21 protein-coding genes and 1 pseudogene are annotated in these 23,833 nt (G+C 70.8%); 14 read left to right on the top strand and 8 right to left on the bottom strand.

Annotation, left to right across the window (positions count from 1 at the left end):
* Positions 1-56 precede the first annotated feature (56 nt).
* Positions 57-695, bottom strand: a complete 639-nt coding sequence (locus tag BLW32_RS21610; RefSeq protein ID WP_068522216.1) for a dTMP kinase — start codon at positions 693-695, stop codon at positions 57-59.
* Between the two features lie 52 nt (positions 696-747).
* On the opposite strand from BLW32_RS21610, the gene mtrA reads away from it, so the two are divergent.
* The 4 genes from mtrA (at position 748) to BLW32_RS21590 (ending at position 5,654) form a co-directional block, all read left to right on the top strand.
* Positions 748-1,434, top strand: a complete 687-nt coding sequence (gene mtrA, locus BLW32_RS21605; protein WP_068522213.1) for an MtrAB system response regulator MtrA — start codon at positions 748-750, stop codon at positions 1,432-1,434.
* Between the two features lie 94 nt (positions 1,435-1,528).
* Positions 1,529-3,139 (top strand): MtrAB system histidine kinase MtrB, encoded by a 1,611-nt coding sequence (gene mtrB, locus BLW32_RS21600; protein ID WP_225535710.1) that lies wholly within the window; start codon positions 1,529-1,531, stop codon positions 3,137-3,139.
* Positions 3,132-4,928: an MtrAB system accessory lipoprotein LpqB gene (gene lpqB / locus BLW32_RS21595; RefSeq protein ID WP_068522210.1), complete on the top strand. Its 1,797-nt coding sequence runs from the start codon at positions 3,132-3,134 to the stop codon at positions 4,926-4,928. The genes mtrB and lpqB overlap by 8 nt, the downstream gene beginning before the upstream one ends.
* Positions 4,929-4,973: 45 nt before the next feature.
* Positions 4,974-5,654: a ComF family protein gene (locus BLW32_RS21590; RefSeq protein ID WP_225535588.1), complete on the top strand. Its 681-nt coding sequence runs from the start codon at positions 4,974-4,976 to the stop codon at positions 5,652-5,654.
* Between the two features lie 101 nt (positions 5,655-5,755).
* On the opposite strand, the gene BLW32_RS21585 is transcribed toward BLW32_RS21590, so the two are convergent.
* Together BLW32_RS21585 and BLW32_RS21580 are read right to left on the bottom strand one after the other, a co-directional pair.
* Complete coding sequence (locus BLW32_RS21585) at positions 5,756-6,148, bottom strand: type II toxin-antitoxin system VapC family toxin (RefSeq protein ID WP_225535587.1); 393 nt, start codon at positions 6,146-6,148, stop codon at positions 5,756-5,758.
* Positions 6,142-6,396 (bottom strand): hypothetical protein, encoded by a 255-nt coding sequence (locus BLW32_RS21580; RefSeq protein ID WP_068522207.1) that lies wholly within the window; start codon positions 6,394-6,396, stop codon positions 6,142-6,144. The genes BLW32_RS21585 and BLW32_RS21580 overlap by 7 nt, the downstream gene beginning before the upstream one ends.
* A gap of 277 nt (positions 6,397-6,673) precedes the next feature.
* Between BLW32_RS21580 and hpf the strand changes: the two genes are divergently transcribed.
* Together hpf and secA are read left to right on the top strand one after the other, a co-directional pair.
* Positions 6,674-7,399: a ribosome hibernation-promoting factor, HPF/YfiA family gene (gene hpf / locus BLW32_RS21575; RefSeq protein WP_068522205.1), complete on the top strand. Its 726-nt coding sequence runs from the start codon at positions 6,674-6,676 to the stop codon at positions 7,397-7,399.
* A gap of 79 nt (positions 7,400-7,478) precedes the next feature.
* Entirely contained in the window at positions 7,479-10,232 is a 2,754-nt protein-coding gene (gene secA, locus BLW32_RS21570) for a preprotein translocase subunit SecA (protein ID WP_074850757.1), read from the top strand.
* A 28-nt stretch (positions 10,233-10,260) separates the two neighbouring features.
* On the opposite strand, the gene BLW32_RS21565 is transcribed toward secA, so the two are convergent.
* The 3 genes from BLW32_RS21565 to BLW32_RS21555 all read right to left on the bottom strand — a co-directional run bounded on the left by BLW32_RS21565 (position 10,261) and on the right by BLW32_RS21555 (position 12,247).
* Positions 10,261-10,932 (bottom strand): hypothetical protein, encoded by a 672-nt coding sequence (locus tag BLW32_RS21565; RefSeq protein ID WP_068742951.1) that lies wholly within the window; start codon positions 10,930-10,932, stop codon positions 10,261-10,263.
* Between the two features lie 4 nt (positions 10,933-10,936).
* Positions 10,937-11,617 (bottom strand): lysophospholipid acyltransferase family protein, encoded by a 681-nt coding sequence (locus BLW32_RS21560; protein ID WP_068742950.1) that lies wholly within the window; start codon positions 11,615-11,617, stop codon positions 10,937-10,939.
* Between the two features lie 66 nt (positions 11,618-11,683).
* A complete protein-coding gene (locus BLW32_RS21555; protein ID WP_068522198.1) occupies positions 11,684-12,247 on the bottom strand; it encodes an Rv3235 family protein in 564 nt (187 codons plus the stop codon).
* A 108-nt stretch (positions 12,248-12,355) separates the two neighbouring features.
* Between BLW32_RS21555 and BLW32_RS21550 the strand changes: the two genes are divergently transcribed.
* From BLW32_RS21550 to BLW32_RS21530, 5 genes are all read left to right on the top strand, one after another.
* Positions 12,356-13,759: a WS/DGAT/MGAT family O-acyltransferase gene (locus tag BLW32_RS21550; protein ID WP_068742987.1), complete on the top strand. Its 1,404-nt coding sequence runs from the start codon at positions 12,356-12,358 to the stop codon at positions 13,757-13,759.
* Positions 13,760-14,302: a DUF6912 family protein gene (locus BLW32_RS21545; protein ID WP_068742949.1), complete on the top strand. Its 543-nt coding sequence runs from the start codon at positions 13,760-13,762 to the stop codon at positions 14,300-14,302.
* Between the two features lie 31 nt (positions 14,303-14,333).
* Positions 14,334-14,768 carry an META domain-containing protein gene (locus BLW32_RS21540; protein ID WP_082791552.1) on the top strand — a complete coding sequence of 145 codons (435 nt, stop codon included), beginning with the start codon at positions 14,334-14,336 and terminating at the stop codon, positions 14,766-14,768.
* Between the two features lie 70 nt (positions 14,769-14,838).
* The gene (locus BLW32_RS21535) at positions 14,839-15,984 is read left to right on the top strand and encodes a ferredoxin reductase (RefSeq protein ID WP_068742947.1); all 1,146 of its coding nucleotides are present in this window, start codon (positions 14,839-14,841) and stop codon (positions 15,982-15,984) included.
* A gap of 164 nt (positions 15,985-16,148) precedes the next feature.
* Positions 16,149-17,411 carry a fatty acid desaturase family protein gene (locus BLW32_RS21530; RefSeq protein WP_068742946.1) on the top strand — a complete coding sequence of 421 codons (1,263 nt, stop codon included), beginning with the start codon at positions 16,149-16,151 and terminating at the stop codon, positions 17,409-17,411.
* A 78-nt stretch (positions 17,412-17,489) separates the two neighbouring features.
* Here the strand turns inward: BLW32_RS21530 and BLW32_RS27235 are convergent, their stop codons facing one another.
* Positions 17,490-17,831, bottom strand: coding sequence for a hypothetical protein (locus BLW32_RS27235; RefSeq protein WP_139286282.1), 342 nt, complete (start codon positions 17,829-17,831; stop codon positions 17,490-17,492).
* 257 nt (positions 17,832-18,088) lie between these two features.
* Between BLW32_RS27235 and BLW32_RS21520 the strand changes: the two genes are divergently transcribed.
* The 3 genes and pseudogenes from BLW32_RS21520 to BLW32_RS28475 all read left to right on the top strand — a co-directional run.
* Entirely contained in the window at positions 18,089-19,375 is a 1,287-nt protein-coding gene (locus tag BLW32_RS21520) for a fatty acid desaturase family protein (protein WP_068522184.1), read from the top strand.
* Between the two features lie 33 nt (positions 19,376-19,408).
* Positions 19,409-20,827: a fatty acid desaturase family protein gene (locus BLW32_RS21515; protein ID WP_068742945.1), complete on the top strand. Its 1,419-nt coding sequence runs from the start codon at positions 19,409-19,411 to the stop codon at positions 20,825-20,827.
* Between the two features lie 60 nt (positions 20,828-20,887).
* A pseudogene (locus tag BLW32_RS28475) lies at positions 20,888-21,361 on the top strand (NAD(P)-binding protein); the annotation flags it as partial.
* A 906-nt stretch (positions 21,362-22,267) separates the two neighbouring features.
* Here BLW32_RS28475 and BLW32_RS21505 read toward each other — a convergent pair.
* Complete coding sequence (locus tag BLW32_RS21505) at positions 22,268-23,824, bottom strand: carboxylesterase/lipase family protein (protein WP_068742943.1); 1,557 nt, start codon at positions 23,822-23,824, stop codon at positions 22,268-22,270.
* Between the last annotated feature and the right edge of the window lie 9 nt (positions 23,825-23,833).

Below are 23,833 nucleotides of genomic sequence, written 5' to 3'. Positions count from 1 at the left end.
TTACTGCGCCACAGCACCGGTGCGGGTGGGACTTCAGTGAATAACAGACCTGTTCTTCAGGAAAGTGCTGCGATCGCGTCGGCCAGCAGCTCCGGGGCGTCGTCCACGCCGTGCACCCGCCACGGCGACACCCACGCCGCCGCGGCCAGCCCGGTGTAGACCGCGCCCGTCCGGGCCTGGAGGTCGCCGTCGCGCTCGTACGCGTCGCGCTCGCGCGCCGCGTCGGCCGCCTCCCGCGATCGCGCGCGTTCCGCGGCGAGCGACGTCGGCACGTCGAGGTACACCTGCAGGTCGGGCACCGGGAGCCCGAACCGGCCGAACTCGAGCTCGCGCACCCACGTCGCCACGGCGCCGTCGGCGGCCTCGCCCAGGCGGGCAGCGCTGTACGCCGCCGAGGAGGCGACGTACCGGTCGAGCAGCACCACGTCGTGCGCGGCGAGGGCGGCGCGGATGTCCGGCGCCGCGGCCTGCCGGTCGAAGGCGAACAGCAGGCCCATGCCGTAGACGGACTCCGCCACGTCGCCGTTGCCGCCGCGCAGCGCCTCGGCGGCGAGGTCCGCGAACTGCGTGCCGTACCGCGGGAAGGCGAGCGCGGCCACCGTCAGCCCGCGGCCGGTGAGCCGCGCCGTGACCGCCCGCGTGAGCGTGTTCTTGCCGGCCCCGTCGAGGCCCTCGATCGCGACGAGTCGTCCCATGGGGAGGATCGTAAGGTGTCGTAAGAGCAGGAACGCCGCCCGCAGTGACAATATGGACAGCATGAAACCCCGGATCCTGGTGATCGACGACGATCCCGCGCTGGCGGAGATGCTCACCATCGTCCTGCGCAACGAGGGCTTCGACTCGACGGTGGTGGGCGACGGCACGCAGGCGCTGAGCGCCGCCCGCGAGTTCCGCCCCGACCTCGTGCTCCTCGACCTCATGCTCCCCGGCATGAACGGCATCGACGTGTGCCGCGTGCTGCGCGCCGATTCGTCGGTACCGATCGTGATGCTCACGGCGAAGGCCGACACGGTCGACGTGGTGCTGGGCCTGGAGTCCGGCGCCGACGACTACGTGATCAAGCCCTTCAAGCCGAAGGAGCTCGTCGCGCGCGTGCGCGCCCGGCTGCGCCGCACCGACGACGAACCGAGCGAGCTGCTGTCGATCGGCAACGTCATCATCGACGTCCCGGCGCACAAGGTGACCCGCGACGGCGAGGTCGTCTCGCTCACGCCCACCGAGTTCGACCTGCTGGTCACCATGGCCCGCAAGCCGCGGCAGGTGTTCACGCGCGACGTGCTGCTCGAGCAGGTGTGGGGCTACCGGCACCCGGCGGACACGCGCCTGGTGAACGTCCATATCCAGCGCCTGCGCGCGAAGATCGAGAAGGATCCGGAGAACCCGGAGATCGTGCTCACGCTGCGCGGCGTCGGCTACAAGGCGGGGCCGGCGTGAGCGGGCCGATCGGATCGTGATCGACCGGGCCCGGGCGGCCCGCCTGGCGGACTGGGGGCGCGAGGCCGTGCACGCCGTCCGCACCGACCCCGCGGTGGTGCTGCGCGACGGTGCGCGGTACGCCGGGATGGGCCTGTCCTACGCGGGCAGGGTGTGGCGCCGCTCGCTGCAGCTGCGGGTGGTCACGCAGACCCTCGTGCTCAGCCTCACCGTGCTGCTCCTGCTGGGCTTCGTGCTCACCTCGCAGATCGCGAACCAGCTGATCGACGCGAAGCTGACCGCGGGCAAGGAGGAGACCGCCCGCGTGAAGCAGAGCGTCGAGCTCTCGCTCAGCCGCGCCGAGACCCGCACCGAGGGCGTCGAGGCGGTGCTGCGCGGCATCCGCGGGAGCCTCGTGAGCCAGGGCCTCGACGTGGGGCCGACGGCCGCGCGGTCCGGCAACTACGACCCGGTCCTGATCGTGCCCCACGGCGCCGGCCGCCCGCCGATCGTGATCGGCAGCGAGAGCGAGGTCCCGCAGTCGCTGCAGACCTTCGTCCGCGGCGGCCAGACCGCCTTCCAGCACGCGACGGTCACCGACAGCACCGGCCGCTACGGCAAGGTGCTGGTGATCGGCACGCCCGTGCAGTCGACGATCGCGGGCCTCGAGCTGTACCTGGTGTTCCCGCTGACCCAGGAGGAGAACACCCTCAACCTCATGCAGGGGACGCTCTACACCGGCGGCGCGGTGCTGCTGATCCTCCTGGCCGCGGTGAGCCTGCTCGTCGCTCGCCAGGTGGTGCTGCCCGTGCGGTCGGCGGCGCGGATCGCCGTGCGCTTCGCGGAGGGCCGGCTCAAGGAGCGCATGCCGGTGCGCGGCGAGGACGACATCGCGCGGCTGGCGATGAGCTTCAACGACATGGCCGAGTCCCTCTCCAAACAGATCGGCCAGCTCGAGGAGTTCGGCAACCTCCAGCGGCAGTTCACCTCCGACGTCTCGCACGAGCTGCGGACCCCGCTGACCACGGTGCGGATGGCGGCCGACATGATCGCCGATTCCGCCGACGAGCTGGACCCGGGCCTGCGCCGCACCACCGAGCTGATGCAGAAGGAGCTCGACCGCTTCGAGACGCTCCTCGCCGAGCTGCTGGAGATCTCCCGGCACGACGCGGGCGTCGCGGAGCTGCACTCCGAGCAGATCGACATCGAGGTGCCGATCGTTTCCGCGATGGCGACCGTCCGGCACCTCGCGGAGCAGTCCGAGACCGAACTGATCCTCGACATGCCCGACGACCCCGTCATCGTCGAGGCCGACACCCGGCGCGTCGAGCGCGTGCTGCGCAACCTGCTCGCCAACGCCATCGACCACAGCGAGGGCAAACCCGTGATCCTCACCATGCGCGCCGACGACGACGCCGTGGCCATCACCGTCCGCGACTACGGCGTGGGCCTGCGGCCGGGCGAGGAGAAGCTCGTCTTCAACCGGTTCTGGCGCTCGGACCCGTCGCGGGTGCGGCGCTCCGGCGGCACGGGGCTGGGCCTCGCGATCAGCATCGAGGACGCGCGGCTGCACAGTGGGCGCCTCGAGGCGTGGGGCGAGCCCGGGAGCGGTTCCTGCTTCCGGCTCACCCTGCCCCGCGTCCGCGGCGGACGGGTCACCGTCAGTCCCCTGCCCCTGAAGTCGATGGCGCGGCGCAGCCCGGACGGGGGTTCCGACGATGCCTAGGACGATCCGCACGCCCGTCGGGAAGGCGCTGGTGATCCTGCTCGCCGCGCTGGTCGCGCTCACCGGCTGCGCCAACATCCCCGAGTCCACGAGCCCGCGGGTCATCGGCGACCTGGGCGGCGAGACGGCGGCGCCCGATAAGGGCCTGGCGCCGCGCCGCGACACGCAGCCCGAGGTGATCGTCCGCGACTTCCTCAAGGCGAACGCGGTCGCCGACGGCAACTACGCCGCGTCCCGCAAGTTCCTCACGCCCAACGCGAACTGGCAGGTGCCCAAGCAGTCCGTCGTGGTCAAGGACATCGACGTGCTGCCCACCGAGCGCTCCGCGAACTTCATGAAGGCGACGATCCGCGCGCAGGCGACGGGCTTCCTCGGCGCCGACGGGACGTTCGAGCCGGCGGGCCAGTCGATCACGCAGAACGTCCAGCTCGTGCAGGTCGACGGGCAGTGGCGCGTGCAGGGCCTGAGTTCCGTCGGGGACACCCCGATGCTGGTGATCGACACCGAGCAGTTCCGCACCGTCTACCGCCGGTACCTGCTGTACTTCCCGGACCCGACGGGCCGCACGCTGGTGCCGGACGCCCGGTGGCTCGCCGGCCCGCGCTCCAAGCTGGCCTCCGACCTGCTGATGCTGCTGATCCGCGGCCCCCGCGCGACGCTGGCGGACGCCGTCTTCAATCCCTTCGGCACGAACGCCGCCGTCCGCGGCGCCGTCACGAACGCGCAGGGCGATCAACGTGATCCGGGCGTCGGCTTCGCCGGCGTGCGCGTGGACCTCACGGGCCTGCCGCGGATCGAGCCCGACGTGGCGCGGCTCATCGCCGGGCAGGTCGTGTGGAGTCTCGCCGGCGCCGACGTGCAGGGCCCGTACGTGATCACGGTCGACGGCTCTCCGCTCGACGACAAGCACCAGTCCGGCTGGAACCCGAACGACGTCGCGTCCATCAGCCCGAACGCCTCGTCGGATCTGGCGGTCGGCCTGCACGGCGTGCTCGACGGCAAGTTCGTCAAGATCACCGGCAGCCAGGTCACCGACGTCGCGGGCCCGCTCGGCGCGTCGAACTCGATCCGTTCCATCGGGCTGTCGGGGTCGGGGCGGCAGGTCGCGGCGGTGCTCGACGCGGGCGCCCGCGGCGGCCCCGGGACGGCGCTCGCGCTCGCCCCGTACGGCGGTGTCCCCACGCAGGTGCTCACGGCCGGATCGATGACGCGGCCCTCGTGGACGCCCGACGACGCCGGCGTGTGGACGGTGCTCGACGGGACGCGCGTGGTCCGGGTCCGGCAGGACCAGACCACGGGCGAGGTCTCGACCGTCGACGTCGACGCGGGCGAGGTCGCGGCGGCCGCGCCGGGCCCGATCACGGAGCTGCGGCTCTCGCGCGACGGTGTGCGGGTGGCCCTGGTCGTGGGCGGGCGGGTGCTGGTCGGCGTGGTGCAGACCGCGCCGAACGGGCGGATCAAGATCGCCCACCTGGCGTCCGTGGTCACCGACCGGGAGCTGGTCGCCTCGTCGGTGGACTGGCAGACCGGCGACACGATCTTCATCGGCCGCACCACCTCCGATTCGCCGGTGCTGTCGGTGCGCTACGACTCCGGTGAGGTCACGGCCGTGCCGAGCCGCAACCTCTCGCCGCCTGTCTACAACGTCGCGGTGTCGACGACCGCGGTGTACGCCACCGACTCCTCGGGGGTGTGGCAGATCGGCATCGGCCCCGACAGCGACGAGCAATACTGGAGCCAGGTGGATCGCCTGGCGGGGGGCCGGGCGAACCCGGTGCTGCCGGGCTAGGGCCCGGCGCTCCCGGGGGAGGAGCGCACCTGGAGCGGGGGAGCCGTGCGCGTCGTGCGGAGCGTGGTCCGCGGGGTGGCCGGTGGGGTCGACGACCTCGTCGAACTGGCCGTGCCCCGCACCTGCGGGGGCTGCGGCTTCCCGCGGGTGCGCTGGTGCGCCCGCTGCGAGGCCGCGCTGCACGACGTCCCCGCGCTGATCCGCACCACGGTCCCCGTCGGGGTGCCCGTGTGGACGCTCGGGAGGTACGACGGTGCGCGGCGCCGCGCCGTCCTGCAACTCAAGGAGCGCGGGCGGGGCGATCTCGCCGTCCCGTTGGGCCGTGGCCTCGCGCACGCCGTGCTGCGGCTGCGCGCGTGGGGCGAGGTCGACGGTCCGCTGGTCCTGATTCCCGCACCGACCACGGCGTGGGCCGCCCGCCGTCGCGGCGGCGACGTGGTGACCGCGGTGTGCCGCGCCGCCGCCCGCACCGCGGAGCCGGTGTGCGCGGTGACCGTCGCGCCGGTCCTGCGGTCGGTGGGCGCCGCGGAGTCCGTCGGCCTGAGCGCGTCGGCCCGCGCCGCGAACGTGCGCGGCACCGTCCGCGTGCGCGGTGTGCCGCCCGCGGGCACCGTCGTCCTGGTGGACGACGTGGTGACCACCGGGGCCACCCTGGCCGAGTCCGTCGCCGCCCTGGCCCGACGGGGCGTGGCCGTCGCCGCGGCCCTCACCTTCGCCGCGGCGTAGTACCACCGGAGTGATGAGCGTCTCGAGTGCTGAAGTCAGAGCATGCTATCGGGCTTCGGATGGCTGTACGCGAGCGTCACGAAGAGCCTCGCCCGGTCGACTCAGTACGGCGGTTCGAGCCCGTCGAACATCGGGAAATGCTTGACGTTGCGGGTCCAGAGATCGGCACCGGCGACTGCGGCGGTCGCCGCGATCACGTAGTCAGCGATGTCGATCCCGGAGTGCGACGCGCGGTACCGGCGGGCCAGAGACCCCGCGGCGTCGGCGATCTCCTCTGAGACGTCGATCCACTCGAAGACCGCGAGGAGGGCGGCGGTGGACGACTTCTCGGAGGCGCGCATACCGCCGAGGACCTCGGTGCGGGTGAGGACCGACGCGACGAGGCGCCGTCCCTCCCGGCGCGCATCCGACAGGCGGTCCCGAGCCTCCCTCCGCCCGCGGAGGGTATCGATGAAGATCGACGTGTCGAGGAGGATCGGTGGGCCCGTTACCACCGGGCGAACCGATCAATCCGTGCAGGTCGGATCGCCTCTACGAACTCTTCGCCGTCGGGCCCGTCGGATCCCCATGTCCCGAAGCTCTGGTCGAGTGCCGCGTCGAACGCGTCCGCGTCGGTTCCGCCGTAGGTCAGATCGACGGCGCGGCGGATCAGTTCGGCCAGCCCGAGCCCGGACGCGCGGGACTCCGCGAGGAGGCGAACGTACTGCGCATCCTCGAGCGTGATCTGCGTCCGATGGCTCATGATGTAAGGCTACATCGTGTGCGCGGTCCGCGCTCCGTGCGCGGGTGACACGTCCGTGAACTCACAGTGGCCAAATCCTGGCGGGATTCGAGAACCGGGGCTATCTTCGGGGGTACCTTTCCCGGTTCGAGAAAGAGGAGGTGATGGCACACCTTCCCTAGCGGCGGGCAGTCCGCCCGCCGTTCGAATCTGAGCCTGCTCCCACGCGCGCTGACCGAGTGACGGATTGGTGATCCGTACGAGCGCAAGGGATCCGGGCCTGCATGAAAGGTTCCACATGACCCTTCTGTCCCCGCGCGACACGAATCGCGCCCACGCGACCCCCAACGTCGAGGTCGACCCCTTCCGCGAACCCAGCCACGTGACTGACGAGCGCGACAAGGACTACCTCACTCCCAACGCCCCCGTGGCCATCGACGGCCGCAACGTGGAGGTGCCCGAGCACTTCCGCGTCTACCTGGGAGACAAGCTGGCGCGGCTCGAGAAGTTCCGCACCACCATCACCCTGTTCGAGGTCAGCCTCTTCCACGAACCGAACCCGCGACAGTCCAAGCAGTGCCAGCGCCTGGAGCTGACCGTGCGCGGCAAGGGCGGCGTCGCCCGCGCCGAGGCGGCGGCGGAGAACTTCTACGCCGCGTTCGAAACGGCGCTCTCCCGCCTGCAGAGCCGCCTGCGCAAGGCCTCCGACCGCAAGAAGGTGCACTACGGGAACCGCACCCCGGTCTCGGTGGCGGAGGCGACGGCACCGTCGGCCCTGCCCGACGCACCGGCTGCGTCCGAGGCGGACGACGATCCGTACGCCGCGCTCGTCGAGGACCACCTGCCCGGCCAGATCGTCCGCATCAAGGACCATCCGGGCACGCCGATGACGGTGGACGACGCCCTGTCGCAGATGGAACTGGTCGGCCACGACTTCTTCCTCTTCTTCGACAAGGAGGCCGAGAAGCCGTCCGTGGTCTATCGACGGAAGGCTTTCGACTACGGCCTCCTCCGGCTGACCTGACGTTTCGCCTACCATGGATCCCGGCCGCCGCAGAGGCGGCCGGGATTCTTAGCTGTATTCACGGGATTGAGGTTGCTCAGTGGTTCTCTCCAAGGTGCTGCGGTTCGGCGAAGGCCGGATGGTCAAGCGGCTCGACGGCCTGGCCTCCTACGTGGAGAGCCTGAACGACGAGTACGAAGCGCTCTCGGACGAGAAGCTGCAGGCCAAGACCGAGATCTTCAAGAAGCGCCTGGAGAAGGGCGAGACCCTCGACGAGATCCTCCCCGAGGCGTTCGCCACCGCCCGCGAGGCCGCGTGGCGCGTGCTGGGGCAGAAGCCGTACCACGTGCAGATCATGGGCGCCGGCGCGCTGCACCAGGGCGACATCGCCGAGATGAAGACCGGTGAGGGCAAGACCCTGACCTCGGTCATGGCGGCCTACGCCAACGCGCTCACCGGCAAGGGCGTGCACCTGGTCACCACCAACGACTACCTCGCCAAGCGCGACGCGGACTGGATGGGCCGCGTGCACCGCTTCCTCGGGCTCGAGGTGGACTGCATCCTCGCCGGGCAGGACCCGGACCGTCGCCGCACCGCCTACAGCGCCGACATCACGTACGGCACCAACAACGAGTTCGGCTTCGACTACCTGCGCGACAACATGGCGCACAGCGAAGAGGAACTGGTGCAGCGCGGCCACAACTACGCGATCGTCGACGAGGTCGACTCGATCCTCATCGACGAGGCCCGCACGCCGCTCATCATCTCGGGCCCGGCCGACGCCTCGTCGAAGTGGTACACGGAGTTCGCGCGCATCGTCCCGCTGATGGAGAAGGACGTCCACTACGAAGTGGACATCCGCAAGAAGACCATCGGCGTCAACGAGGCCGGCGTCGAGCTGGTCGAGGACCAGCTGGGCATCGAGAACCTGTACGACGCGACCAACTCGCTCCTGGTCAGCTACCTGAACAACGCCATCAAGGCGAAGGAGCTCTACGAGCGCGACAAGGACTACATCGTCCGCTCGGGCGAGGTCCTCATCGTCGACGAGTTCACCGGCCGCGTGCTCGCCGGCCGCCGCTTCAACGAGGGCATGCACCAGGCCCTGGAGGCGAAGGAGAACGTCGAGATCCAGGCCGAGAACCAGACCCTCGCCACGATCACGCTGCAGAACTACTTCCGCCTCTACGACAAGCTCTCCGGCATGACCGGTACCGCCGAGACCGAGGCCGCCGAGCTGCACCAGATCTACAAGCTGGGCGTCATCCCGATCCCGACGAACAAGCCGATGATCCGCAAGGACCAGACGGACCTCATCTACAAGACGGAGGAGGCGAAGTTCGCCGCCATCGTCGAGGACATCGCCGAGCGCCACGAGGCCGGCCAGCCCGTCCTCATCGGCACCACCTCGGTCGAGCGGTCCGAGTACCTCTCGCGCCAGCTCGAGCGCAAGAAGATCCCGCACACCGTGCTCAACGCCAAGTTCCACGAGCAGGAGGCGGCGATCATCGCCAAGGCGGGCACGCCCGGCGCCGTCACCGTCGCGACCAACATGGCCGGCCGCGGCACCGACGTCGTGCTCGGCGGCAACCCCGACATCCTCGCCGACCTCGCGCTGCGCGAGCGCGGCCTCGATCCCGTGACCACGCCCGAGGAGTACGAGGCGGCATGGGACGAGACCATCGAGCAGGTCAAGAAGGAGTCGAAGGACGCGGGCGACGACGTGCGCGACGCCGGCGGCCTCTACGTCCTCGGCACCGAGCGGCACGAGTCGCGGCGCATCGACAACCAGCTCCGAGGCCGCTCCGGTCGCCAGGGTGACCCGGGCGAGTCCCGCTTCTACCTCTCGCTGGGCGACGAGTTGATGCGGCGCTTCAACGGCGCGCAGATCGAGGCGTGGATGAACCGCGTCAACCTCCCCGACGACGTGCCGATCGACAACAAGTTCGTCTCCCGCGCCATCCGCAGCGCGCAGACCCAGGTCGAGCAGCAGAACTTCGAGATCCGCAAGAACGTCCTCAAGTACGACGACGTGCAGAACGAGCAGCGCAAGGTCATCTACGACGAGCGCCGCAAGATCCTCCGCGGCGAGGACCTCTTCGACCAGGTCAACCACATGACCGACGACGTGGTCTCGGCGTACGTCGACGCCGCCACGTCCACCGGCTACGTGGAGGACTGGGACCTCGACGAGCTGTGGACCGCGCTCAAGACGCTGTACCCGATCGAGCTGGACTGGAAGCAGGTCGTCGGCGAGGACGAGAACGGCGATCGCGACGAGATCACCAGCGGCGAGCTCAAGGACGTCCTGCTCAAGGACATCCACGCGGCGTACGACAAGCACCAGGAGGGCATCGAGAAGGCCGCCGGCGAGGGCACCATGCGCCAGGTCGAGCGGTCCGTGCTGCTGTCGGTGCTGGACCAGAAGTGGCGCGAGCACCTCTACGAGATGGACTACCTCAAGGAGGGCATCGGCCTGCGGCAGATCGCCCAGCGCGATCCCGTGGTCGAGTACCAGCGCGAGGGCTACGACATGTTCAACGGCATGCTCGAGGGCCTCAAGGAGGAGTCGGTCGCCACGCTGTTCAAGGTGCAGGTCCAGGAGCCCGAGGAGGGCGCCCCCGCCGCAGACGGTGCCGAGGCCCCCGCACAGGCGCAGGTCAGCAGCCCCGTCGCCGAGCCGGATCCCGAGAAGATCACCCTCTCCGGTCCGTCGGAGCAGGGCGACCTCACCGAGATCTCGCAGAACGCCGACGAGCCGCAGGGCTCCCGGTCGAAGCGTCGCGCGGCCAAGCGCGAGGCCGACAAGGCCGCGCAGAAGGCCGCCGCTGCGCGCGGCAAGCACCGCCGGTAGTCGCCGCCGGAACGGCGCGCGGCGGGCCCTACGCGGGGTCCGCCGGTGCCGCCCCGCGCGCCGTGCGCACAGCGAGCGCCCGGCCGGCCGCGAGGGTCGCCGCCACCACGGCGAGGGCCGCGATGACGGCGCGGATCCAGGTGGCGGTCGTCGTCGAGAAGTCCGTCGTCGCCGCTGCCGCGACACCTGCTGCCGTGGCCAGCGCCGCGCCGAGCGGGAGCGCCCACGCGAGGGTGCGCACCGTCGCGCGGACGTGCGCGTCGCCGAGCGCCCGGAGCGCCCTGCCGACCGCCGCCAGGGCGGCGCCGTACGCGAGCAGCCCGCCGGCCGCGTAGATCGCGAGGATCACCGGGGTCGACGGTGCCGATACCGCGCCCGCGAACGAGAAGCCGACGAACGCCAGGACGGGCGACAGCCCGACGGCCGCGCCCAGCAGCCCGGCGAGCGCGACGGTCCCGATCCGGTCGTCCTCCCGGCCCCGGGGACGGACGCCGACCGCCCACAGCACCAGCCCCGTCACCGCGCCCGCGGCGGCGCCGATGACGCCGGCCCGGGTGTGGCCGCCGGAGACGAGCCACCCGTCGGCGGCGAGGTAGGTGCCGTCCTCGAGCGACCACGCCCCGCCCGAGTCCGTCGCGCCCAGGAGCGCCACGGCCGCGCCGAGGAGCGCGAACCAGAACGCCTGTCGCAGCGCGGACATGCGGCTACTTGCCGCCCTTCTTCGCGTACTCGGGCACGCGCGTCTGGCCGGTGTGCTCGCCGATCACGTCCATCAGCCGATCGGTGGCGCGGCGGATCGACTCCTGGTCGTCGAGGCTCGCGTCGCTCAGGTCCAGCGGCGGTAGCACGTCGACCGTGACGCGGCTCTTCCAGAAGTTCTTCCGCGTCCGGTTGTCGGTGCGGCCCAGGGCGATCGGGATGATCGGGGTGCCGGTGGCGAGCGCCACGCGGACCGCGCCGGTCTTGCCCTTGTACAGCCGGCCGTCGGGGGAGCGGGTGCCCTCGGGGTGGATGCCCCAGGCGCCGCCGTCCTCGACGATCTTCGTCGCCGCCTCGAGAGCGGGCGCCGAGACGGAGCCGCCGCGCCGGTCCACCGGGATCTGCCCCATGCCGGAGAAGAAGACCTTCTTGAACTTCCCCTTCAGCCCGGGCTCGGTGAAGTAGTCCGCCTTCGCGAGGAAGCTGACGGGCCGCCGCGCACTCTGCACCACGTAGAAGGAGTCCGAGATCGCGAGGTGATTCGCGGCGAGGATCACCGGTCCGTTGCGCGGAATGTTCTCCAGCCCCGTGTATTCGGGGCGGCCCCACGCCCACAGGGCGGGGCCGATCAGGAGGTGGCGGGCCACCCGGTATCGGAACGCGGCACGCAGCGAGCTCAGCGACATGTCCCTTGTGTACCGCCCTTCCGCGCCGGGCGCCCGCGATTCGCGCAAACACCGCCGTAACCCGCGTCACGCGGCCGTCGTGAACGCAACCCACCGCCACCGTCCGGCCGCGGCCTCGACCCGCCCCGCCGCCGCGAGCACCCGCTCCCCGCGGGTGTAGGTCAGGAAGATCTCGGCGCCGACCTCCGGGCCGCGCGGGCGCCGACGGGCCCGCTGCGCCAGGGCGCGCGGCGTCCCGACGTGCACGTTCCCCCACCCGGAGACCGTGCCCGCGGGCCCCGTCTCCGCCAGGGTCCGCAGCACGTCGACGACGGTCGCCGTGGCGATCGCCGTGAGGTGCTTCGCGGGGCGGCGCCGGTCCAGCACCTCGAAGACGGGCCGCAGCGTGGAGAGCACGAAGCGATGCGCGTCGGGGTGGACCGCGGCCACGGGCCCGGGGAGGGCGACCGGTTCCGGCGGGGCCGGGTCCGACGGTGCCGGCAGCGGCGGTGCGGCCCGTGCCGCCCGGACGAGCGACAGTGGCCGCGCCGGTGGTTCGGCGTCCGGCGCGCGCAGCACGACGAAGCCCGGTTCCGGTGTGCGCGGCGCGCGGGCCCGTGCCCCGTCGGCCGCGAGAATGATCGCCCCCATACTGATTAGACGCATCAGGAAGCCGTTCGGATCCCATCTACTCGGCCGGGTCGCGGTCCGCCGATCCCGTATGCTGACGCCGAAGATCGGTCCCCGGGGGAGGTGCAGGTGAAGGGCAGGCTCGGCCAGTCCGACGCGGAGTTCTACGCGTTGGAGAATTCCACCACCCCCACGCACGTCGGCTCGCTCGTCATCCTGGGCCGGCCCGACGAGGGGCTGGAGTACGAACGTCTGCTCGCCACCATCGAGGAGCGGCTCGCCGAGGTGCCCCGGTACCGGCAGAAGGTGCGCACCGTCCCGCTCGGCATCGCCCGCCCCGTCTGGGTCGAGGACCGCGACTTCGACATCACCTATCACGTGCGGGTGTCCGCGCTGCCGCAGCCGGGCAGCGACGATCAGCTGCACGACCTGGTCGCCCGGCTGAACTCCCGGCCGCTGGATCGCGAGCGGCCGCTGTGGGAGGTCTACCTCATCGAGGGCCTCGCGGACGACCGGCTCGCGGTGTTCTCCAAGACCCACCTCGCCCTGGTCGACGGTCGCGCCAACGTCGACCTGATGCAGCTGCTGCTCACGGACTCCCCGCACACGCCGGAGCCGCCCGAGGACCTGTGGATGGGGCAGCACGAGCCGAGCGACGGCGAGCTGGTGATGGGCGCCGTCATCGACATGCTCTCGCGCCCCAAGCGCACCGCTGCGATGATCCAGGGCGTCGTCGGCGAGGTCGCCGAATCGATCACGGGCCTGCAGGAGGACGCGGCCAACGTCATCGAGCGAGCGTCATCGCTGGTGCGGGCCCGCACGGCGGTCACGCCGGTCCGCTCCCTCAACGTGCCCATCTCGCGGAGCCGCCGGTTCGCCGTCGCGCGGATGGACCTCGACGAGTTCCGCCGGCTGCGCGCCGCGTACGGCTGCACCGTCAACGACCTGCTGCTGTCGGTGATCGCGGGCGGACTGCGCACCTGGCTGATCTCGCGCGGGGAGCCGATCAGCGCCGGCACCGAAGTGCGGGTGCTCGAGCCGATCGCCGTCGACGACGTGGGTCTCGGCGTGGGGGAGCAGGTGCGCGCGTACATCGTGCGGCTGCCCGTCGCCGAGAGCAACGCGGTGGTCCGCATGCGCCAGATCGCGCACGGCGCCGCCGCGCAGGTGGACCGGAACCGGCAGGTGGCGGCACGGGCGCTGGCCGCGAGTGGCGGCTTCACCCCGCCGACGCTGCACGCCCTGGGCGCGCGCACCGCGATGAGCGTGTCGCCGCGGTCCTTCAACACGCTGGTCACCAACGCGCCCGGCCCACAGGCGCCGGTGTACCTGTCGGGCATCGAGGTCCAGCAGGTCTATCCGGTGCCGCCGCTCATCGCGAACCAGGTCGTGTCCATCGGCATCACGTCGTACAACGGCACGGTGTACATCGGGCTCAACGCCGACCGCGACGGCATGTGGGACGTGATCTCGATGACGGAGTTCCTGTACGAAGCTTTGGACGAGATCGCCGCGTCCGCGAAGGGGGAGTAGATGACGGTCCGCGTGTACGTGCCGAGCACCTTGGCGGGGCTGCAGGTCCTGCAGCGCGATGGCGAGCTGTTCCCGTTGGGCGGCACCGTCTTCGGTGTCACCCCCGCGTTGCGTGAGGCGTACACGTCGGGCGACGACGAGGAGCTCGCCGAGGCGGCCATGCGGCAGGCGGCGCGCGCCTCGCTGCGTCTGCTCGCCGTCGAGGAGCCGGACCCGGCCGACGGCGCCGGGGCCGAGGGCGACGGTGCCGCACCGGATCCCGTGCGGCGCGTGGTGATCACCGCCGACGTCCCCGCCGCCAAGGAGCGCCCCGACCTCGACGACGCCGTGCTGAAGGTGACCGAGCCGATCCGGCTCACGAACGTACTCGCCGTACACGTCGACGTCTCCGAGGCCGAGCGGGCGGTGACCCGCGCCGCGCAGGTGGTCGACGCCGCCGACCTCGGCGACGAGGACGCCGAGCTCGCCGTCGGCGACGCCGAGGACCACGATCTGGCCTGGTACGCAACGCAGGAACTGCCCTTCCTCCTCGAACTGCTCTGACCGCGGTCGCGAGCGGGGTTACGGTGGGGGAATGACAGTGCGCGGTGCCCGGTACGCAGCGGCCCTCCTGGTGGGGGCGGGCGTCGCGGCGTCGGCACCTGCGGCGTCGGCGGCCCCGGTGCCCCTGATCGGCACGCAGTGGCGGTTCGAGTCGAGCGGCGTCGCACGGACGGCGCCGGTGAAGTACACCGGATCGCCCGCGTATTTCAGCATCGACGGCACGCGGGGCGGCGGCAACGACGGCTGCAACGTCTTCGGCATGAACGTGGAGGTCAAGGGCGACCGCGCGACCTTCAGCGGCCTCTTCTCGACCCTCCGGATGTGTTACGTCCCCGGTGCCGGCGTCCAGTTCGGCAAGGCCTTCGCCGGTCCGCGCACCGTCACCGTCACCGGGAACCGCCTGCGCGTCTCCGACGGTCCCCGCGGCTACTGGAACTTCGTCGCGAACGGCCCGGCGAAGAAGTAGCCGCCCGCCGTGCGTAGGACAACCTCACAGAAATTGTCCCAACAGGTTACGGCACCGTAGGCTCACCCCCATGAGCAACTCCTTCCGCGCATTCCGTGATTGGCTCGAGGCCCCGGCCAAGAACGTCTCCGCCGAGCATCCCCGCACCAACCTGGTGCGCGGCGCGGTCGCGCGGCTCACCACGCCGCTGCTGCCGGACGACTACCTCCACCTGATCAACCCGCTGTGGTCGGCGCGCGAGCTGCGCGGCAAGATCGTGCGCGTCCAGCAGGAGACCGACGAATCGGTCACGCTCACCATCGAGACCGGCTGGGGCTTCAACACCAAGTACGAGGCGGGCCAGTACGTGGGCATCGGCGTCCTCGTCGGCGGCAAGTGGACGTGGCGCTCCTACTCGCTCACCTCCGTCCCGGACATGGGCCACGGCCGCGCCCCGCGCGAGGTGTCGATCACCGTCAAGGCGATGAACGAGGGCTTCCTCTCGAACCACCTCGTCACCGGCGTGCAGGAGGGCACCATCGTGCGCCTGCAGGCACCGTCGGGCGACTTCACGCTCCCGAACCCGCTGCCGCCCAAGGTCCTCTTCCTCACCGCGGGCAGCGGCATCACGCCCGTCATGGCGATGCTGCGCACGCTGGAGCGGCGCGGCATCCCCGCCTCCACCGACATCGTGGCCGTGCACTCCGCGCCGAACGCCGACTCCGCGCTGTTCCGCGACGAGCTCGAGGCCTTCGACGCCAACCACGACAACGTCTCGGTGCAGCTGCGCTACACCCGCGACGCGGGCCGCCTGACGCCCGCCAACCTCGACGACGCCGTGCCGGACTGGCAGGAGCGGCAGACCTGGATCTGCGGTCCCGGCGTCTTCCTCAACGACATGGAGAAGGCCTGGAAGGACCGCGGCATCGAGTCGCGCCTGCACCAGGAGCGGTTCACCGTCGAGCGCGCGGACGTCTCCGCGAGCGGCGGCGACGTCACCTTCCTCAAGGCCGGCAAGACCACCGAGGTCGACGGTGCCACCACCCTCCTCGAGGCGGGCGAGGCCGCCGGCGTGCAGATGCCGTTCGGCTGCCGCATGGGCATCTGCCAGACCTGCGTCGTGCAGCTCGCCGACGGCCAGGTCCGCGACCTGCGCAGCGGCGACCTGCACACCGAGGGCGAGCGGATCCAGACCTGCATCAGCGTGGCGGTGGGGGACTGCACGCTCGACGTGTAGGTCCGGAGCCGTCCCCCTTGCATCTCCGGGCGGTGGGGGACTGCACGCTCGACGTCTGACCAGGTCGCTCCGCCCCTGGCTCGTCTCCGATTGACACCTACGAGGCCGTAACTTACGGTTGCGTAGGTTAGATGATCCGAGACCACCACGGAGGGCGGCCCCGCATGGCGATCACCGACATCCCCGAGTACGCGCACCTCACCGAGGCCGACGTCGAGACGCTCGGCGCGGAGCTGGACGCGATCCGGCGCGACATCGAGGCCGTCCGCGGCGAGTCGGACGTGCAGTACCTGCAGCGCACCATCGCCGCCCAGCGCGGGCTCGAGGTGGCCGGCCGCCTGATGCTGCTCGGCGCGCACAAGCGCGGCTTCTGGTGGGGCTCGGCGGCCACGCTGGGGCTGGCGAAGATCATCGAGAACATGGAGCTCGGGCACAACATCATGCACGGGCAGTGGGATTGGATGAACGATCCCGAGGTGCACTCCACGACGTGGGAGTGGGACAACGCCGGCACGTCGCGGCTGTGGAAGCACACGCACAACTACGTGCACCACAAGTACACGAACGTCCTCGACATGGACGACGACGTGGGCTACAAGACCCTCCGCGTGACCCGCGACCAGCCGTGGACCCCGTTCAACTCGGGGAACCTGGTCTACAACACGATCCTCATGCTGCTCTTCGAGTACGGCGTGGCCATCCAGCACCTCGAGCTCGGCCGCGCGGCCACCAAGTGGAAGAAGTCGTGGTTCGACCGCGAGGGATTCAAGGCGGACGCCTCCGACGTCGGCCGCAAGATCGGCCGGCAGGTGCTCAAGGACTACGTCGCGGCCCCGCTGGTCGGCGTGCCGTTCGGTGGCAAGCGCGGCTGGCGCAAGGCGCTCACCGCGATGATCACCGCCAACGTGATCCGCAACATCTGGACCAACGCCGTCATCTTCTGCGGGCACTTCCCCGACGGTGCCGAGAAGTTCACCAAGCAGGACGTCGACAACGAGACCCAGGCCGAGTGGTACCTGCGGCAGATGCTCGGCAGCGCCAACCTCTCCGGCGGCCCCGTCATCGACTTCCTGTCGGGCAACCTGAGCTACCAGATCGAGCACCACCTGTTCCCCGACCTGCCGTCGAACCGCCTCGCCGAGATCGGCGTCCGCGTGCGCGCGCTGTGCGAGAAGTACGACCTGCCGTACACGATCGGCCCGCTGCACGTGCAGTACTACAAGTCGTGGCGGACCATCGCCAAGCTGTCGCTGCCGGACAAGTACCTGCGCGACACCGCCGACGACGCCCCCGAGACCGCGTCCGAGGCGATGTTCGCCGGCACCGAGTACGCCGAGCCGCGCATCGACGAGCGCAGTGGCCGCCGCTTCGGGCTCAAGGCCGCCCGCGCCGCCGTCCATGCGCGCCGGGGCAGCCGCCGCCCCTGACGCATCCGCCGCGACCACGTCGCAGCGACCGCGCCGCCGCCCCCGTCGTTCGGGTGCGGCGGCGTCGGCGATCCCGGTCTACTTCCCCCCGAACTTCGCCTCGAGTGCGGCGATGTCCGCCTGTGCGGAGCCCCCCGCGCGGGTGCCCGAGTCCGTGTTGACCAGCGCCTTGCGCTGCGCGAGCGTGAGCCCGGGTTCCGTGAACGGGTCGACGGGCAGGCAGGCGTTCGGGCGGTCCGGCTTCGGGGTGCCGTCGGCGTTGATGAACGCGGTGCACTTCTGCAACGTGCTCGGATCGATGCCCGGGGCCGCGCTCGCGGTGCCCGCCAGTGCGAGGCCGCCCAGGACGGCGCCCGCGGCGACGGCGGTGCCCGCCGCGGCGGTGAGGATCCGGTGACGGCGAGTGATGCTCGTGTTCATGGTCTGCTCCATATCGGGTCGGTCGTGCCGCCGGTGGTGGCGACAGGACCCACGTTGCGATCCGAATGTCGCGGGACCGTCGCAACGGCGCCCCAGACGGCCTTTGATCCGGTACCGGTACCGGTCGATCGGCGCCGGCGTGTGACATGCGCCCCAGGTGGAACAAGATCGGTGACTTTGTTCCATCCCGCTGCTACAGTGGAATCGTTCTGTTCTTGAGGCCGCGGCATGCGGTCATACCGATTGGGGATCGCCTCGTGGCTATCACTGACATCGCGGAGTACGCGCACCTCACCGACGCCGACATCGAGGCGCTCGGAGCCGAGTTGGATGCGCTGCGTCGCGAGATCGAGGAGAGCCGCGGCGAGGAGGATGCCAAGTACATCCGTCGCGTGATCAAGAGCCAGCGCATCGCCGAGACCGCGGGCCGCGTCTTCGGCCTCGGCGCCGGCATGAAGGGCTGGAAGGGCAAGGCCGCCTGGGCCGCCTCCGCCGCGTGCCTCTCGTACGCGAAGGTGATCGAGAACAACGAGCTCGGCCACAACATCATGCACGGCCAGTGGGACTGGATGAACGATCCGGAGATCCACTCCACCAACTGGGAGTGGGACAGCGCTTCGGACGGCAAGTTCTGGCGCCACACCCACAACTACATGCACCACAAGTACACCAACGTCACCGACATGGACGACGACATCGGCTACGGCATCCTGCGCGTCACGCGCGACCAGCCGTGGGAGCCGTACATGCTGTTCAACCCGATCTACAACTTCACCCTGATGATCGGCTTCCAGTACGGCAAGGCCGTGCAGCACCTCGAGCTCATGAACGCCATGAAGGCGGCGCTCAACGGCGGCGAGCAGTACGCGAACTACGACTGGGAGGAGTTCCGCAGCCGGCTCAAGGTGGTCCTCACCAAGATCGCCAAGCAGACCGCGAAGGACTACGTCCTCTTCCCCGCGATGGCCGTGCCCTTCACCGGCGCCCGCGGCTACAAGAAGGCCGCCTCGGCCAACTACGTCGCCAACACCGTGCGCGACGTGTGGGACCACATGACCATCTTCTGCGGCCACTTCCCGGACGACGCCGAGAAGTTCACCATCGAGGACATCGAGAACGAGACGCTCCCCGAGTGGTACCTGCGCCAGATGCTGGGCACCGCGAACTTCGAGGGCAGCGACGCGCTGCACTTCATCACCGGTCACCTGGGCCGCCAGATCGAGCACCACCTGTACCCGGACCTGCCCTCGAACCGGTACAACTACATCAACTCGCGCCTCGTCGAGATCTGCGAGAAGTACGACCTGCCCTACAACAGCGGGCCGATGTGGAAGCAGTACGCCGAGTCGTGGCGCACCATCATCAAGCTCTCGCTGCCGGACAAGTACCTCAAGGCCACCGTCGACGACGCTCCCGAGACGCACTCGAACAAGCGCTTCTACGACGAGAACGGCAAGACCACGGTGGTCAAGGGCGAGATCGATGCAGATGGCAACCGTCGCGGCCTGCGCTCGCACGTCGAGGAGCTGGCGGCCGCGAAGTAACGCGGCCGGTCGAACTGCGCGTAGCCTGAAGACGTGGCTATCACTGATGTCGGCGAATACGCCCATCTCGACGACGCCGACATCGAGCACCTCGCGCTGGAACTGGACGCGATCCGTGCCGAGGTCGAGGCGTCGCGCGGCGAACGGGACGCGCGGTACATCCGTGGCGTGATCCGGGCGCAGCGCGCCCTCGAGGCGGCGGGTCGGCTCACGATCCTCGGCTCCAAGAGCCGCTGGTTCTGGGCCGCGGGCGCGGGCATGCTCGGGGTCGCCAAGATCATCGAGAACATGGAGCTCGGGCACAACGTCATGCACGGGCAGTGGGATTGGATGAACGATCCCGAGATCCACTCCACCACGTGGGAGTGGGACATGGCCTGCCCGGGCGCGCACTGGAAGCACTCGCACAACTTCTTGCACCACAAGTACACCAACGTCGTGGGCAAGGACCTGGACGTGGGCTACGGGGTGCTCCGGGTGACCCGCGACGAGCAGTGGCAGGCGAAGCGGTCCGCGCAGTTCCTCAACAACCTCTTCCTGGGGCTCACCTTCGAGTGGGGCATCGCCCTGCACGACATCGAGCTGGCCGAGGCGATCGCCGGCAACAAGCCGTGGCCGCAGACGCGCAAGCAGCTCCGTGAGCTGGGCGTGAAGGCATCGCGGCAGCTGGGCAAGGATTTCCTGCTCTACCCCGCGATCAGCAAGGCCGTCGGCGGTTCCTTCGGCCGCACGCTGTCGGCGAACCTCACCGCCAACGTGGTCCGCAACATCTGGACCTACGTGGTGATCTTCTGCGGGCACTTCCCCGACGGTGCGGAGAAGTTCACCACCGAGTCGATCGTCGACGAGACGCCCGGCGAGTGGTACCTGCGACAGATGCTGGGCAGCGCGAACATTTCCGGCGGTCCCGCCATGGACTTCATGACGGGCAACCTGAGCTACCAGATCGAGCACCACATGTTCCCAGACCTGCCGTCGAACCGGCTGTCCGAGATCGCCGTGAAGGTCCGCGTGATCTGCGAGAAGTACGACATCCCCTACACCGAGGGCCCGCTGCTGCGGCAGTACTACCTCTCGCAGCGCACCATCGCCAAGCTCTCCCTGCCGGACCGCTGGCTGCGCGCCACCTCCGACGACGCGCCGGAGACCGCCTCCGAGCTGCGCTTCTCCGCGGTGCGCGAGCGCCTGCAGCACGCGCAGGAGGCCGCGCAGGACCGGCTGGCCCTCGCGCAGGAGGCCGCGCACGACCGGCTCGCCCACGCGCAGGAGAACGCGCACGAGCGGCTGGTGCACGCCCGCGAGGCCGCGCACGCCGCGCAGGAGGAGGTCGAGCGCGTCGGCCTGCGGTCCGCGATCGCCGAGGCCGCGCGGCACAAGGTCGAGCAGAAGCGGCTCGAGGTGGAGGCCAAGCGGTCGCGTCGCGCGCGTCGTCGCCGCTCGGGTGTGGCGTAGACTTCGTACTTTGGGCAGCCTAAGAAGACTGCCGCGCCGTCCGTTTCGGGAGTGTTGTTGATGAAGCCCTTGCGCGTCGCCATCGTGGGTTCCGGGCCGTCCGGATTCTTCGCCGCCGGCAATCTGCTGGAGCAGGACGACATCGAGGTCCAGGTCGACGTCTTCGACCGGCTGCCCACGCCCTTCGGCCTGGTCCGCTACGGCGTCGCGCCCGATCATCCCGCGATCAAGTCGGTCACCAAGATCTTCGACCGCACCGCGCAGCACGAGAACTTCCGCTACTTCGGCAACGTCGAGGTGGCCACCGACATCCAGGCCTCCGAGCTGGCGCAGTGGTACGACGCCGTGATCTACGCGATCGGGGCGTCGGGCGGCCGCCGCCTCGAGGTCGACGGTGCCTGGCTCCCCGGGAACCACCCGTCGAGCGACTTCGTGGGCTGGTACAACGGCCACCCCGACCGCCGCGACCTCGACGTCGACCTCGGTGTCGAGCGCGCCGTCGTCATCGGCAACGGCAACGTCGCGCTCGACGCGGCCCGCATCCTCGTCACCGACACCGACAAGCTCTCCGGCACCGACATGGCCGAGCACGCGCTCGACGCGCTGCACGGCTCGTCAGTGCGGGAGGTCGTCGTGCTGGGTCGCCGCGGCGCGGAGCAGGCCGCGTTCACGCCCTCCGAGGTCGCCGAGTTGGGCAAGCTGCCCGGCGTCGACGTGATCGTGGACCCCGCCGACGTGCCCGCCGAGGACAAGGAGCGCGACAAGGCCCGCCCGCCCGTCGAGCGCAACAACCTCAAGCAGCTGCGCAAGCTGGCCGCCCAGGAGCCCACCGGCGCGGACCGCCGGATCGTGCTGAAGTTCCTGCGCTCGGTGGTGGGCATCGGCGGCGACGACCGCGTGCGCACCGTCTCCGTCGCCACCAACGAGCTCGTCGCGGGCGACGACGGCTGTGTCGAGGCGCAGCCCACCGGCACCGTCGCCGAGCACCGGGCCGGCCTCGTCATCCACGCCGTCGGATACCACGGCACGCCCATCCCCGGCATCCCGTTCGACACCGAGCGGGGCGTCTTCCGCAACGCCGACAGTCGGATCGTCGGCTACGACGGTGCGCCCCTGCCGGGCCATTACGTGGTCGGCTGGATCAAGCGCGGACCGTCGGGCGTCATCCCCACCAACCGCGACTGCGCGCGCGACACCGTCTCGGTGCTGCTCGCCGACGTCGCCGCGGGCAAGCTGGCCCGCAGCCAGTTCGACGGCGCGCAGGTCGAGAAGCTCATCGTCGACCGGGTGCCGAACCTCGTCGAGTACGACGGCTGGATGGCCATCGACGCGCACGAGACCGCCCTCGCCGAAGAGGACGACCGGCCGCGGGTGAAGCTGACCAGCGTCGACGCGATGATCGACGCGGCGCAGGCCGCCGCCGAATGAGCCGCTCCTGACCTACCTCGCCTCACCGGCAGAGGTGCGGGGCACCGCGTGCCGCGAGTGCGTGAGCAGCGGCCGGGCGGACGCGTAGGCGTCGGGCACGTCGCGGACCGGCACGTCGAAGACGCGGCTGATCGGCGCGGTCGCGGTGCTCGCGGGCCAGCCCGGCGCACCGTCGGTGACGAAGGTGACGGCGGCGCCGTGCACCTGGTCCGCGAGGGCCTGCGGCGGCCGGGGGCCGGCGAGCGGCTCGATCGCCGGGCCGTCGAGGCAGTCGAAGAAGAACGGCACGTCCAAGCAGTGGCCCGCGATGCCTGAGGGACCCGACGTCCAACTGAACCGGTAGGTCCAGATCGGGGCGGCGCCGGGCGTGGCCGCGCGGAAGTCCGCGATGCGCGGGACGGTGACCCGGAACATCGCGTCGCTGAGCAGCCGCCCGGCGAGCGCGCCCCTGCCGCGCGCGAGCACGTCGGGGTTGGCCGTGAGGTAGTCCGCGCGCAGCGCCCGCGGGACCGCCAGGAGGGCGAGGATCGCCGCCGTCGGGAGCAGGGGCATCAGGTACTTCAGCGGCGCATCGACGAACAGGCGGGTGAACTCGTCGTCGGTGGCGCCGATCAGCACGGGCTTGTCGGCGCCGACGCCGGAGCGCAGGGCGGCGATGGTGCCCTGCGGCAGGAGGTCGCCGTCCACGGTGGGCCCGAGCGGAAGGCCGTGCGTGAACGCCGCGCGCAGGCCGGGCAGGTCGATCGAGGTGGCCTTGCGCTGCAGGCGGAGCAGTCGTTCCTCCGGCACCGTCGCCATCCCCGCCAGAGTCGGGTCGACGCCCGCCCGGCGGGCGACGTCGCGGCCGAACGCCTCCGCGCGGTCCGAGGAGGCCGCGGCGAGGACCCCGGACATCACGATCGCCCGGCTGAACAGGTGCTGCGCGGCCTCCATCCCCAGCAGGGTGAGCACGGCGCCGCCGCCCGCGGACTGGCCCGCGAGGGTGACCCGTGCCGGGTCGCCGCCGAACGCGGCGATGTTGCGCTGCACCCAGTCCAGGGCGAGCAGCCAGTCGCGGACGCCGCGGTTCGACGGGGCGTCCTCGATCCACCCGAATCCGTCGAAGCCCAGCCGGTACGAGACGGTCACGGTCACGACGCCGTCGCGATTGAAGTTGCGCCCGTCGTACCAGGGGCTCGCCGGTGAGCCCGCGAAGTAGCCGCCGCCGTGGATCCAGACCAGCACGGGCAGGCCGGCACCGTCGGAGTGTTCCGGCGAGGGCGTGAACACGTTGACGTTGAGCGTGCCGTCGCCGGGGATCGACGGCTCGGGGATCAGCACCACGCCGGGGTCGCCGCGCTGCGCGGTCGCGCCGTACGCCCCCGCGTCGAGCACGCCGTCCCAGGGGGACCGGGGGACCGGGGCGCCGAACCGCAGCCCGCCCACCGGTGCCTCCGCGAACGGGATGCCCAGGAACTCCGCCGACCTCGTCGCGCTCACCCCGGCCGGCCCTCCCACGGTCGGCCGCCAGCGGCCCCACACCACGCCCGTGTCGATCCTGACCTCGGGCCGCTCCTCCGCCACCGACATGCACCGAGT

Source organism: Tsukamurella tyrosinosolvens (assembly GCF_900104775.1).
GTDB classification, from domain to species: Bacteria; Actinomycetota; Actinomycetes; order Mycobacteriales; family Mycobacteriaceae; genus Tsukamurella; species Tsukamurella tyrosinosolvens.
Note: the sequence above shows the minus strand (reverse complement) of the source record. Positions and strands in the feature narration are given on the sequence as shown.

What these genes read in the sequence shown, in the direction of transcription:
- BLW32_RS21530 (WP_068742946.1), top strand. Translation starts at nt 16,149, where the DNA reads ATGGCGATCACCGACATCCCCGAGTACGCGCACCTCACCGAGGCCGAC.
- mtrA (WP_068522213.1), top strand. Translation starts at nt 748, where the DNA reads ATGGACAGCATGAAACCCCGGATCCTGGTGATCGACGACGATCCCGCG.
- BLW32_RS21580 (WP_068522207.1), bottom strand. Translation starts at nt 6,396, where the DNA reads ATGAGCCATCGGACGCAGATCACGCTCGAGGATGCGCAGTACGTTCGC.
- BLW32_RS21610 (WP_068522216.1), bottom strand. Translation starts at nt 695, where the DNA reads ATGGGACGACTCGTCGCGATCGAGGGCCTCGACGGGGCCGGCAAGAAC.
- BLW32_RS21545 (WP_068742949.1), top strand. Translation starts at nt 13,760, where the DNA reads ATGACGGTCCGCGTGTACGTGCCGAGCACCTTGGCGGGGCTGCAGGTC.
- BLW32_RS21560 (WP_068742950.1), bottom strand. Translation starts at nt 11,617, where the DNA reads ATGTCGCTGAGCTCGCTGCGTGCCGCGTTCCGATACCGGGTGGCCCGC.
- lpqB (WP_068522210.1), top strand. Translation starts at nt 3,132, where the DNA reads ATGCCTAGGACGATCCGCACGCCCGTCGGGAAGGCGCTGGTGATCCTG.
- hpf (WP_068522205.1), top strand. Translation starts at nt 6,674, where the DNA reads ATGACCCTTCTGTCCCCGCGCGACACGAATCGCGCCCACGCGACCCCC.
- BLW32_RS21505 (WP_068742943.1), bottom strand. Translation starts at nt 23,824, where the DNA reads ATGTCGGTGGCGGAGGAGCGGCCCGAGGTCAGGATCGACACGGGCGTG.
- BLW32_RS21565 (WP_068742951.1), bottom strand. Translation starts at nt 10,932, where the DNA reads ATGTCCGCGCTGCGACAGGCGTTCTGGTTCGCGCTCCTCGGCGCGGCC.
- BLW32_RS21555 (WP_068522198.1), bottom strand. Translation starts at nt 12,247, where the DNA reads ATGGGGGCGATCATTCTCGCGGCCGACGGGGCACGGGCCCGCGCGCCG.
- BLW32_RS21535 (WP_068742947.1), top strand. Translation starts at nt 14,839, where the DNA reads ATGAGCAACTCCTTCCGCGCATTCCGTGATTGGCTCGAGGCCCCGGCC.
- BLW32_RS21540 (WP_082791552.1), top strand. Translation starts at nt 14,334, where the DNA reads ATGACAGTGCGCGGTGCCCGGTACGCAGCGGCCCTCCTGGTGGGGGCG.
- BLW32_RS27235 (WP_139286282.1), bottom strand. Translation starts at nt 17,831, where the DNA reads ATGAACACGAGCATCACTCGCCGTCACCGGATCCTCACCGCCGCGGCG.